The organism is Paenibacillus sp. GQ49, from assembly GCF_059759055.1.
In genome coordinates, this window is sequence record NZ_JCAXEL010000001.1 from 772979 (window position 1) to 785731 (window position 12753).

Below are 12753 nucleotides of genomic sequence, written 5' to 3' on the forward strand. Positions count from 1 at the left end.
GCTCGAAAGCCGTACTAAGGAGGCTGACCTATGAAAGCACCTCTGATATCGGCTAATCCGGTGCCAAACACCGCCAAGACTAGGATATCGTCTATCCGCCGCTGGTTAAACCTGTTTCTCGTTATTGCGGGCGGAATTCTGGCCTCCGTAGGACTTGAATTGTTTTTACACCCCAATAAGATTATTATTGGAGGCATTACAGGCATTTCCTCACTCTTCGCCCACTGGACCGAAATGAGGATTGGATTGTTCCTATTTTTATTCAATGTTCCGTTTATATTTCTGTCTTACAAGATCGTGCAGAAGAAATTTGTACTGGTTACTGTTCTGGGTCTGGTTGTCTTTTCGATCGGTGCCATTGTGCTTCATCCCATGCCGCCACTTGTAGAGCATCCGCTGGTTGCCGCCATGTTTGGCGGATTATGCCTCGGACTCGGAATTGGGCTCGTCGTACGGTATGGCGGGACACTGGATACGCTGGAAATCGGTGATCCGTCTTCCCGCCCACCTGAACGTGTATTTAGCGGAAAACGGATGCTTATCGAAAAAATAATCATGCTGCTTAACTTGTTGATACTGACAGCCGCTGGTGTTGTCTTTGGCTGGGACCAAGCGATGTATTCCGTAATCGCTTATCTTATTGCTTACGAAATGGTGTACATTGCGTTCAGGGGCTTCTCTTCCAAACGCAAAGTATGCATTTTGACCACACAAAGCTCTCAAGTTGAAAAAGCTGTACGCAAACGGCTACGCCGTGAACCTGGAACGCTGGAAGCCACTTCTGACTCAACACAACTCGCGATGGCGGAAGGATGGATCAGGCAAATCCCGGGTGCACTTTATTATGAGGTACATGTTCTGGAGATGATCTGGTTGAAGTCCATTGTGCGTCACATTGATCCACATGCGGGCATTGTAACAAATCCGGAAAAATAATAGCCCATGTAAGTTGGACTAAAGATATTTACACTGACACTACGATGACAGAACAACCTTCCAATCGCTGTTATCCCCAGATTTTTTCTATTCCCTTTTCACAAGGGAAAAATCCGGGGATAAAGGCGAACGCTTCGCTTTTTCAGGTTTTTTCTGTCCTCTTCGTTATCGTGTAATTTTAATTCAACTTACAAAAAACGCTCTCTTCCCCTATGGATGGACAGTATTGTCCACCAAGGTCAGAGAGCGTTTTTTTCTGTTATTATAATTAATTGTTATTATAGTTCAACGATGGCTTTGACTACATGTGAATCTGGCAAAAGCCATTGGTCTATTGCCGTAGGTAGCTCATTAAATTCCACTCGGTGTGTGATATACCCATCCATGCTTATTTTCTTTTGGCGCAAGGTCGACAGGACTTGTTCAAAATCTTCACGGGTTGCGTTTCGACTGCCCAGGATGCTCATCTCCCGCTTATGAAACTCAGGATCATGAAAGGTAATATCCGCTTTCACCAGTCCTACAAAAATAAGTTGTCCACTATGCGCCACATATTGAATGGCCTCATTCATGGAATTCACGTTACCTGTTGCATCGAAGACAGCCGTAGCATAGTCGCCTCCCGTGATTTCAGCCACATGCTGCACAGAATGTTCATTAGCCTGAACCAAGTCATCCGCTCCAGCCCAAGTCCGACTAAGCTCCAGCCTGTCCAGATTACGATCAACGGCAATAACACGCGCCCCCGCCTGTTTGGCAAATGCCATCACACCCAATCCAATGGGGCCAGCTCCAATCACAACCACATGCTCACCAGGCTTGATTCCTGCTCTTCTGACGGCATGGGCTCCAATGCTTAATGGTTCTACCATTGCCGTCTCATCCAGTGTCAAACCTTCTGCTGAGAGCAGATGTGAGACAGGCACACTGATTCTTTCTCTCATGCCTCCGTCTACGTGCACACCCATGACTTGCATGGACGCACAACAATTGGTTTTTCCACTGCGACATGCAATACAGTGACCGCAGTGCAGATACGGAATAATACTTACCTGATCCCCAGGCTTTAATCCTGCCTCGTTCGGACCGATTTCTTCAATAACAGCCGCCAGTTCATGACCCAGAACACGAGGATAGGTAAAAAATGGCTGGTTGCCTTTGTATGCATGCAGATCCGTTCCACAGATCCCAATCCGCCGAATGGCAACCAACGCCTCTCCTTCTGCTCGTTCCGGTTGAGGCAGGTCCTGAAGCTTCAATTGATCTATCCCTTCACATACAATGGCTCTCATCGTTGTTCCCCCTTGGATGCTTCTGCTGTAGTGTTGCCTGGCTTCGTATTATATTCAGGTCGTCCGCTTGACCACGTCTCGTTATGCAATGGAGCCAGAATGCGCAGAACTTCATCAAGCAGACTCTGATCGATCTCTTCCTCTATCCAGGCTGCATTATTGAGGATATTGCGCTGGCTGGCACTGCTCACCAGTGTTGTCGGAATTCGTTCATTCGACGTGGAGAATTGCACGGCCAGCTTGGCAATGTCACTGCCTTGTTCCGCACAGAAGCGGGCGGCCTTCAGGCAGAGCTCTTTCACACGATCATCTGCCGGATGCCAGGCAGGAGCCCCTCGGGTACTCAACAAGCCCATAGAAAGAGGTGAAGCATTGACGAGGCCAATTTCTTTTTTTTCCAACAGGGGCAATAACGACAATAATGAGGTATCATTCAATGAATAATGACAATACGATACGATCGCATCCGCATCGATCTGTGGCAGAACCTTCTCGAACAAAGGCAAGGGCAATCCACAAATGCCCGCATGTCGTATAACTCCCTGCTCTTTCAGACGCAGCAACGTTGGAAAAGCTTCTTCGATAATAATCTCTGCTGGCACAAATTCAATATCATGCAGGAACAGAATGTCGATATAGTCTGTATGCAGTCGATCCAGGCTCTCTTGCACGCTATCCAGAATCCGCTGACGTGAAAAATCAAACTCATTTTCCCCATACCGTCCGGCTTTGGTTGATAACATATATGAATTGCGCGGCAAGCTGCGGATGGCTTCACCCAACACGGACTCCGCTTTTGTCTGCCCGTAGTAAGGCGAAACGTCTATGTAATTCATCCCCGCATCTACAGCCGCATGTACAGTGCGAATCCCTTCGTCCCGGTCAATGTCACGAAATACAGAACCGAGTGAGGATGCTCCAAAGCTCAATACAGGTACGTCCAGTTTCGTCTTGCCAAGTATTCTTCTCTTCATCGGTTTAACCCCTTCCAGCATGTCTGACTACACAAGTTCCCTTTCATTGTAACAGTTCAATTTCAATATAAAATATCGCCAATTGCGTAACATGTACTGTTTGATGACCTCGAACCGCAGAAGAAATCAAAAAAGCCCGCCGTCTCTCCAAACGGAGTAGTCAGCGGGCTTGGGTTCATCAATACTTATCTACCGATCAGCATTTATGGGAGTAGTATTCAAATAATCAGGATTAGTTCTGCATTACAAAATCTTCATGCACGGAATTCTCTTCGTCGAACATGCGCACAATTTCGTATCGGGTGTTACGTTGTGCCGGGATATAACCGGACTCCCGAATCAAACGGAGAATGGATTCAATGTTAACTTTGTAAGTTGCACCAGCAGCAGATACAACGTTCTCTTCAATCATGGTGCTACCAAAGTCATTACAGCCAAATTCAAGCGACTTCTTACCGATCTCAGGACCCATCGTTACCCAAGAGGACTGAATGTTCTTGATATTATCCAGCACCAGTCGGCTGATGGCAACAGTCTTCAAGTACTCTTCTGGCGTCTGACGCTCCAGTTTGAGATTTGTATTATCCGGTTGGAACGTCCACGGAATGAACGCCAGGAAACCTTCGGAATCATACTTGTTCGCAATACATTCATCCTGTGCTTCACGTACACGGAGCAAGTGCAGTGCACGCTCTTCCATCGATTCACCAAGGCCGATAACCATTGTTGCCGTGGTGTTCATGCCGATGCGGTGTGCAGTTTGCATAACGTCCATCCAATCCCGCCATGAACCTTTCAAGCGGCTGATTTTCCGACGTGTGCGATCATCCAGAATTTCGGCACCGCCACCAGGCAAGGAATCCAGTCCAGCTTCGTGAATGGCACGAACAACCTCTTCCAATGTAAGGCCATCGGATACTTCAACCATTTTCATAATCTCCGCTGGTGAGAAAGAGTGCATTGTGATGTTCGGGAAACGCTCTTTGATGGCTTTCAACAGGTCTGTATAATAGCTGAAAGGCAAGTTTGGATTCGTTCCACCTTGCATCAAAATCTCTGTACCATTCACATCTTCCGTTTCCTGAATCTTCTGGAAAATAACTTCGTCCGGAAGTACATAACCTTCATCCGAGCCAGGTCTGCGGTAGAAAGCACAAAAACGGCAGTACACATCACACACGTTTGTGTAGTTGACGTTACGCCCAATTACAAATGTTCTGTATGGTTCAGGGTGCATGCGTTTCATAATGACATTAGCAGCTGCCCCGATTTTGTCCACTTCATTGGATTCAAATAGCTCAATCGTGTCTTCCAAGTCCAAACGTTCGCCCCGAAGGGCTTTATCTAAGATACGGTCTACCGTACTCATCGTAAAAAAGCCTCCCTCATGAAGAGAAATTATATAACGATCCGTCCCAACTTGTTCAAGAGAAGCAAGTTCTGGTGGCAACATCGTATTTCTGTACTCCACATATCGTAACACAGGTTACATGTGAAAAAAAGCACCTTATGTACAGGTGCTTTAAAAATAAGTAAAAATTTTTACATATGGAAAAGAATTAGTTCGAACTTAAGTGATACGCAAAAGCGTATTCGGTCATCCACTTTTGCTAGGATTCCTGAAGTGCTTGTTCCAAATCTACAATCAGATCTTCGATATCTTCCAGACCTACAGAGAAGCGCAGCAACCCATCTGTAATGCCACGGTCACGGCGAACCTCAGCCGGCATTGCAGCGTGAGACATCATCGCTGGGTAGGACAGAATACTCTCCACAGCTCCCAAGCTTACAGCAACAATGGGAAGCTTCACCCGGTTAAGAACTGCTTTTGCGCGATCACCTGAACCGACGTCAAATGAAACGACAGCTCCATATCCTGTGGACTGCCGCTCATGTGCCTCACGTCCCGGATGATCCTCCAGTCCAGGATAAAAGACAGCAGTAATATCACTGCGCTTATTAAGCCATGCCGCCAGTTTGGCTGTGCTCCGTTCACTATGAGCCATGCGAGCTCCCAAGGTTTTCATCCCGCGCATCAGAAGCCAGGATTCTTGTGCCCCGAGAACAGTTCCAAGTCCATTTTGCAACTGTTTCAATTGTACGCCAAGTGATTCCGTGCGAGCAACGGCTAACCCTGCCAGTACATCACTGTGACCTCCGAGAAACTTCGTAGCACTATGTACGACGATGTCCACACCAAGCTCAATTGGACGCTGATAGTAAGGTGTCATAAAGGTGTTATCCAGAATCGTGATCAGGTCATGTTCCTTCGACCAGTCAGTTACAGCAGCGATATCCGTAATTCGCAGTGTAGGGTTGGATGGTGTTTCCATATAAACTGCCTTGGTGTTTGGCTTGAGTGCCGCTTTTACTTCATCTATATTGGTCATGTCTACAAAGGTTGTCTCGATCTGCATACGGCTTAATATGGAAGTAAGCAAACGATACGTACCTCCATATACATCTTCCGTTACTATCATGTGATCCCCTGCGGAGAACATCATGAACACGCTTGATATCGCAGCCATCCCCGAAGAATAGGCAAAGCCTCGTGCTCCGCCCTCCAGCAACGTGATATAATCTTCCAAAGCCTGACGTGTCGGATTACCCGAACGACTGTAGTCATGCTGAGGCGGATTGAAGATATCAAAATGATGGAAGGTTGATGCTTGATAGATCGGTACACTGGAGGCTCCAGTCGTTTTGTCAATCTCATCGCCAAAATGGAGCAATTTGGTATCAAATTTCAACTCGGAATTGGGCTTATTGTTGGACTCACTCATGAGTGAACGCCTCCTTCCACTTCCTGTTGTGCAGCTGTAAGAGCATTGCCGAGATCTGCAATCAGATCATCTGCATGTTCAATGCCTACGGAGAACCGGAGCAGACGGTCATCCACACCTACGGCTTCACGAATCTCAAGCGGAATATCCGCATGAGTCTGTACTGCCGGATAAGTCATGAGTGATTCAACTCCGCCGAGACTTTCGGCAAAAGCAATGAGTTTGATATGACGCAACAACGGTTCAACACAACGTGCATCCTTCACTTTGAAAGAGAAGATACCTGTGTTACCCGTGGATTGTTTATTCTGTATCTCATACCCCGGATGATCGGAGAGGCCTGGATGATACACTTCAACCACCGCTGGGTGCTCAAGCAAGTATTTGGCAATAGTAAGTGCATTGTGCTCATGGCGCTCCATGCGAAGAGCCAGGGTTTTCATACCTTTCATCAACTGGTAGGAGTCACTTGGAGATAATACCGCTCCAATGGAATTATGCAGGAACGCCATCTCTGCAGATAACGCCTCACCTTTGGTAATAATTAGTCCAGCGAGCACATCATTGTGTCCACCCAGATATTTGGTAGCGCTATGAATGATGATATCGGCACCCAGTTCAATCGGACGTTGGAAAAATGGAGTCAGCAACGTGTTGTCAACAATGGTCAACAGGTTGTAACTTTTCGCCCAGGAAGCCACGGCTTGCACATCGGTGATCATCATCAGTGGATTAGTTGGTGTCTCAATAAATACAGCTTTTGTATTCGGCTGACGAACCTTCTCCAGTGCTGCAAGGTCATTCGTGTCCACATAACTAGCAGTTACGCCGAAACGGGACAGAATACGTTCCAGCAGACGATAGGTTCCACCATACAGATCCAGCGATACAATCAGATGATCCCCTTGACCAAACATGGCAAAGATCGTTTGCAGTGCGGCCATTCCCGAGCTACAGGCAAACCCTGCATCACCGGACTCCAGTGCTGCGGCGGCTTCTTCCAACACTTTACGGGTTGGATTAGTCGTACGAATATAATCAAATCCCGTGCTTTGTCCAAGCTTCGGGTGGCGAAACGCAGTGGATTGATAGATCGGAAAGTTAATGGCGCCTGTTACCGGTTCATTGATGGACCCAATTTGTGCTAAGCGGCTTTCGATTTTCAACTTGTTGTTGTCTTCCATTGCTGCATCCTCCTATAATCTCGATTAGATTTGCGGGCCAATATCGTAAGGTGTTTCTTGATACACATAGTAATTGAGCCAGTTAGAGAATAATAAGTTGGCATGAGCGCGCCAAGTAGCCGGTGGCACACGGGAAGGGTCGTCATTCGGATAATAATGTCTAGGCAATGCGATATCCAACCCTTTGGCTGTATCCCGGTCATACTCCCACTTTAATGAGAACGGGTCATACTCGGCATGTCCTGTGGCAAAAATCTGTTTGCCGTCTTTGGTAGCAACCAGGAAGATCCCCGCTTCCTCGGATTCAGCCAAAATCTCTAAATTCTCATTCTTTTCAATATCTTCGCGTCTCACTTCCGTATGACGAGAATGTGGAACGTTGAATACTTCATCGAACCCACGCAACAACGGAACATGTGGTTTATTGATGGTATGTGGGAAAACCCCAAAACACTTTTCTTCTAGTGCAACCTTGGGTACGTCAAAATGATGGTATAAACCTGCCTGGGAAGCCCAACATATGTGGAGGGTTGAAGTCACATTGGTTTTGGTCCATTCGAAGATCTCCTGGATTTCATTCCAATAGTTCACGTCTTCGAAATCCATCTGTTCCACCGGTGCACCCGTAATGATCATTCCATCGAAACGGCGGTGCTCAATCTCATCGAAGGTTTTATAGAACAGATCCAAATACTCCTGAGACGTATTCTTCGACGTATGGGATTTGGGATGTACGAGAACGACATCCACCTGAATAGGCGTGTTTCCCACCAGGCGAAGCAATTGTGTTTCTGTCGTTTCCTTTGTGGGCATCAGGTTTAATATAGCGATACGGAGTGGTCGAATATCCTGCTGATATGCAGAAGTTTCATCCATGACGAAGATATTCTCTCCTTCAAGTACTTCTTTTGCTGGCAGAGTATCGGGTATTTTGATTGGCATAATAAATCTAACTCCTCCTTGTGCATAGATAGATGCAGCCACCCCTGGTTTGATGTCTTTACATCAATACAGTTATAGACTGCCTTGAGCTTGTAAAAACATTGAATTGCTCTTTCATCCAACGTTACAAACAACCTCAAGTTCCTTAGCGAAAATCACTGCTGAGAAGTCGGGGCATATAACAAAGACCTTCCTCGGATTTCGAGAAAGGTCATATGTAAAAAAGATATGCGCCTCTCTCATCTCTCAGTTACAACAGTGCCACTTGACACTTAGTCGCTGCAAGAATTAGCACCGTGCGGTATACCGCCGGTTGCCGGGTTTCATCGGGCCAGTCCCTCCACCTACTCTTGATAAGATTTCGCTGTATTAGATTGTAATTAAATATGGTTCACCGTCTACTTTATTACATTAATGCCCTCACGTCAAGATGCAGTTCGATGTCTGCTTCCCAGATCGGAACCGTTCATCATCCATTGTCATACACTGCCTCAGGGCGCGAAATAGACACATTTTTGCGCTTGAAAGCACCTTGTACCAGCGGTATACTAAACAAGGTGTTATAAACCCTTATGTGAGAGGTGACATATTAAATGGATGGCGACCCGAGGCCTGACTGGCAGCCGAATTCCGACAAACTGCATAGAGAATTGACATCAGCATGCCGGCAGCGGGACGTGACTTCCGTTTGATTATATAGTGAACGCAGCCCTGATCTCCAGGCTCCGCTGCCGACCGGCTGATTTGTTCTTTTTGCGCCCATAATGATAATATCCGCCAAGTTGGCGGGTGCAGAAGGAGTAGATTAACGATGAAAATCCGGTTGGTAAACAACGGTGTGTTTATTCCGGTGGACGACATTCAGCAGGCGCTGACTCCACCAGCGGAAGGATTTTACTGGATTGATGCAGACGTAGACGATTTGGCGGTACTTCAGCCGCTGTTCTTAATGCATGATCTGGCTGTGGAAGACTGTCTTAGTGACGAAGAACAACGTCCGAAGATTGAAATTTATGAGAACCATTATTTTATTGTGATTAATAGCATCCGTTTCGATGATGAAGAGATATTTCTACGTGCGGTCAACCTGTTTCTCGGCAGACATTTCATTATTAGTGTTACCAAGCAAAAGGTCAGCGAATTGCGCACACTGAAACCAATCCTGTGGGAACAGGAAATCAGTACACCGGATCGTCTGCTGTATTTGCTGGTTGACTTGATTGTTGATAATTATTTCACCGTAGGTGACCGAATTGAAGCACGGATCGAGAAGCTTGAGGAAGACATTCTGATGCACACCAAAAAGTCACATCTGAATGAGATTATCGGGCTGCGCAGTGAGATCCTGTGGCTGAAAAAAGTGCTTGGACCTCAGAAAGAGGTCATTAACACCCTAAACAAAAAAGATCTGCGTCTCATCGATGATCAACTGCAAAAGTATTTCAGTGACATCTATGAGAATGCTGTAAAAATATCTGAAACCTTTGAGACTTATCGCGACCTGATGGGAAACTTGCGAGAAGCCTACCAATCCAGTATTGCGAACCGGGCGAATGAGATCATGCGTGTATTTACCGCCATTACCACGGTCTTCATGCCGCTGACGGTCATTACGGGTATATACGGCATGAACTTTACGAATATGCCAGAGCTTAACTGGAAATACAGCTATTTTGTTGTGATTGGCCTGATGGTTACCCTGGGCCTGAGCATGTTCTTCATTTTCCGCAAGAAAGACTGGGTATGAACTCGTATGAAATAACAAAGACGAAGCGCTCCTCCGGGAGAAACGCCTCGTCTTTTTTCATTTCTGATCATTAACCAACATTCTTCTCTGTCTCTGCGTGCCGACGAAAGCGGATTCGAATCATGCGCAGTTTTTCATAGACCTGCTCCAGACTTCCTCCATCGGGTTTCTCTCCTCCATACACCTTATGTAATACTGGCTTCAGGAACGTATCTCCCAGCTCCTCATACGCACTCCATACGGCCTCTTGTTCGTTCTCTGGCATCACTGCCAGCTCCACATCAAGAAGACAATCGGTGTCATAACCTTCGTGATCCAGTGCTTCTAGTAGCTCAACCAACTCGCGTCGGGATAATCCGGATCGATTAACAATCTCCTCTAACGTATACCCTTCCTTCATGCCTTCAAGCACCTGCTTACGCGTGGTGAACTTATCAAGTTCCTGCTTGTACTTCTGCTCTCTCTGCTTGTATAACCAACTCTCATACTCTTCTTCCTTCAGCGCCGTATATACCCAGTCCAGCGGGAATGTCGTTGAACGCTCCAATCCGCTTGTAATCTCCATCCATTCCGTACCATACTCAGTCGCTTTGCTCTCTCCTACGCCCGGCAGTTGCATCAGTTCATCCAGCGATTGCGGAACGAAGGCACTGATCAAACGCAACAGACGATTCGTTGCAATAAAATACGGTGCCTTCCGGTCAGACACAGCTCTCTTCCTGCGCCATGTGCACAGATCCGTATATAATTGTTCATTGCCGTATAACTCACTGTAACAATGGAGCCGCTGTCCACCATAACTGCGTGACTTCAGATCATCATTCTCGTGAAATAACCCCTGCAACTGCGGTCGGTACCCCTCACTCATCTGTATGGCAAGCTGATGACGGTAAATATGAAGCAGCTCCTCCCAAGAAGTCCCCTCATACCAGATGCTGTCCTCACGCTCTCCTTCCTCATAGCGACTCCATCCCAGCTGCCAACTATCTTCCTCTTCCCCAATCCATAACTGTGCATACTCTGCATTCTGATCTGACATTCTGGACAATCTGTTCATGAAAATGACTTCCATTTTCGTTCCCTCCCTTTGAATATTCAGCTTATACGAGTTAAAGATGCTACCTATAGGCAGCACAAAAAAACACCCCTCCTGCAAAATGCATGCAAGAGAGGTGCTTCCTCATTAACCGTACTATGCTGTTGCCCATATCATACCACAATGGTAAAATTCGTCAATCCCTTTATAATCTACTTATTCAATGCCAATTTGGCAAGCGCCAGCGAACCACACAGCCCTGCATTGTCGCCAAGTCCTGGTGAAACAACATACTGGTCAATGTCGGACTGAAGCGCCGGATGCTGAACGTATCCAGCCAGCAACTCCTGCAGTTTGCTACGAACCATCGGGAACAGGTGCTCCTGCTTCATTACTCCGCCACCCATGACAATTTTCTGTGGAGAGAGAATCAGAACATAGTTCATCAGTGCGTGTGCCAGGTAATGTGCTTCAATCTCCCAAGCTTTATGATCTGCAGGCAGTTCATAAGCTGGTTGCTCCCAACGTTTGTTAATGGCCGGTCCTGCTGCAAGGCCTTCGAGGCAGTCACCATGATACGGACAGAAACCCTCGTATGTATCCTCCGGATGTCTGCGTACAATGATATGTCCCATCTCTGGATGTGACAATCCATGGACCATTTTACCGCCAACCACAGCACCTGCACCAATACCTGTACCCACAGTGATATACAGACAGCTCTCAAGACCTTGTGCAGCGCCCCAGGTTGCTTCTCCAAGTGCCGCACCATTCACATCCGTATCAAATGTCATCGGCACATCAAAATGCTCCTTGAGCTTGCCAATCACGTTATACTGTCCCCAATGTGGTTTTGGTGTTGTTGTGATATAGCCATATGTTGGGCTTCCTTCAATCGGATCAATCGGACCGAATGAACCTACACCCAGAGCTTCAATGCCTTTGCCTTCAAAAAATGAAATCACTTGAGCCATTGTCTCCTCCGGTGTCGTCGTGGGAAAACTTACGCGTTCCAGAACTTCTCCGTTCTCTGTGCCAATACCACATACAAATTTGGTTCCGCCTGCTTCAATTGCGCCTAAGATCGTCATGTTAGTCACACTCCCAAGTTAGTTTAAAAAAGGAATTCGAGTTGCTTTACTTGATGACACTATAATTACCCTGCTACTTGTTCTCCAGCTTGGACAATCGTTTCATTAACGTCTGCCTCCAGCTGTCTGACAGCGCAGGTATGGCCAGTAACGCCTGAATACCTTCCATATCTTCTTTCCCCTGATGCATAATTCGATTGGCTTCAAGAACCGTCATTGATGCAGGATCAGTGCTGATCCTTCGAAATATCGATGAAAGTCCTACCTCACCTTCTTGCAGTACACGAAAGTAAAATCCGGTATGTCCACTCTCCTGAAAATAAACAGGCAACTCCTTATAGTCATACCTCGCACCCAGCTTGAAGCAAGGTTGTCTGGGCTGACTGACCTGTACTGTGGCTTCGCCCAACTCGTACACATCACCAATCCGGACGTCTTCTTCGGCACAGCCTTCAACCGTCAGATTTTCTCCACAAGCTCCCCAGTCCAACTTGCGATCCATCAGCTGTTCCAGCACCGGATAACGACTGTAATCGTATACACAAACGGCTTTGTCAGGGCCGCCATGATGCACCAGATCCGCCTGCGCGTCCCCTGTCATTCCAGTGAATGACAGGAAAACCGCGTCGGATACAGGATGTTTCACAATGCCGCTCAGCACTTCACGCTTCTGCCCAGGGAGCGGCTGCGGCAGTCCTACATTAATGGCCAGAACAGCTGTATTGCCCTCCCCTGGCTTTCGATCAGATGTGAGTGTCATTTGGCATC

Annotated in this window: 11 protein-coding genes and 1 riboswitch; of the genes, 2 read left to right on the plus strand and 9 right to left on the minus strand. The window is 46.9% G+C overall.

What is annotated here, in order from left to right:
- Positions 1-30: 30 nt before the first annotated feature.
- Complete coding sequence (locus tag AC6CIF_RS03540; protein ID WP_498197911.1) at positions 31-936, plus strand: YitT family protein; 906 nt, start codon at positions 31-33, stop codon at positions 934-936.
- Positions 937-1214: 278 nt separating this feature from the next.
- Here AC6CIF_RS03540 and AC6CIF_RS03545 read toward each other — a convergent pair whose 3' ends face one another.
- The 6 genes from AC6CIF_RS03545 to metA form a co-directional block, all read right to left on the minus strand.
- Positions 1215-2228, minus strand: coding sequence for a zinc-binding alcohol dehydrogenase family protein (locus AC6CIF_RS03545; RefSeq protein ID WP_498197913.1), 1014 nt, complete (start codon positions 2226-2228; stop codon positions 1215-1217).
- Positions 2225-3202 carry an aldo/keto reductase gene (locus tag AC6CIF_RS03550; RefSeq protein WP_498197915.1) on the minus strand — a complete coding sequence of 326 codons (978 nt, stop codon included), beginning with the start codon at positions 3200-3202 and terminating at the stop codon, positions 2225-2227. Before AC6CIF_RS03550 ends, AC6CIF_RS03545 begins: the two co-directional genes overlap by 4 nt.
- A 232-nt stretch (positions 3203-3434) precedes the next feature.
- Entirely contained in the window at positions 3435-4571 is a 1137-nt protein-coding gene (mqnC, locus tag AC6CIF_RS03555) for a cyclic dehypoxanthinyl futalosine synthase (RefSeq protein WP_091035048.1), read from the minus strand.
- 241 nt (positions 4572-4812) lie between these two features.
- On the minus strand, positions 4813-5985 hold the full coding sequence (locus AC6CIF_RS03560) for a trans-sulfuration enzyme family protein (protein WP_490206104.1): 1173 nt from the start codon (positions 5983-5985) through the stop codon (positions 4813-4815).
- On the minus strand, positions 5982-7169 hold the full coding sequence (locus AC6CIF_RS03565; RefSeq protein WP_498197917.1) for a PLP-dependent transferase: 1188 nt from the start codon (positions 7167-7169) through the stop codon (positions 5982-5984). Before AC6CIF_RS03565 ends, AC6CIF_RS03560 begins: the two co-directional genes overlap by 4 nt.
- Before the next feature lie 24 nt (positions 7170-7193).
- Positions 7194-8111: a homoserine O-acetyltransferase MetA gene (gene metA, locus AC6CIF_RS03570; RefSeq protein ID WP_498197919.1), complete on the minus strand. Its 918-nt coding sequence runs from the start codon at positions 8109-8111 to the stop codon at positions 7194-7196.
- 236 nt (positions 8112-8347) lie between these two features.
- A riboswitch (SAM riboswitch) is annotated at positions 8348-8471 on the minus strand.
- 451 nt (positions 8472-8922) lie between these two features.
- Here metA and corA point away from each other — a divergent pair.
- The gene (corA, locus tag AC6CIF_RS03575; protein ID WP_062833460.1) at positions 8923-9858 is read left to right on the plus strand and encodes a magnesium/cobalt transporter CorA; all 936 of its coding nucleotides are present in this window, start codon (positions 8923-8925) and stop codon (positions 9856-9858) included.
- A gap of 70 nt (positions 9859-9928) precedes the next feature.
- Here corA and AC6CIF_RS03580 read toward each other — a convergent pair whose 3' ends face one another.
- The 3 genes from AC6CIF_RS03580 to AC6CIF_RS03590 form a co-directional block, all read right to left on the minus strand.
- On the minus strand, positions 9929-10930 hold the full coding sequence (locus AC6CIF_RS03580; protein WP_498197920.1) for an HRDC domain-containing protein: 1002 nt from the start codon (positions 10928-10930) through the stop codon (positions 9929-9931).
- A gap of 176 nt (positions 10931-11106) precedes the next feature.
- Positions 11107-11985 carry an ROK family protein gene (locus tag AC6CIF_RS03585; RefSeq protein WP_047842269.1) on the minus strand — a complete coding sequence of 293 codons (879 nt, stop codon included), beginning with the start codon at positions 11983-11985 and terminating at the stop codon, positions 11107-11109.
- Between the two features lie 73 nt (positions 11986-12058).
- Complete coding sequence (locus AC6CIF_RS03590) at positions 12059-12745, minus strand: MOSC domain-containing protein (RefSeq protein WP_498197922.1); 687 nt, start codon at positions 12743-12745, stop codon at positions 12059-12061.
- Positions 12746-12753: the final 8 nt, after the last annotated feature.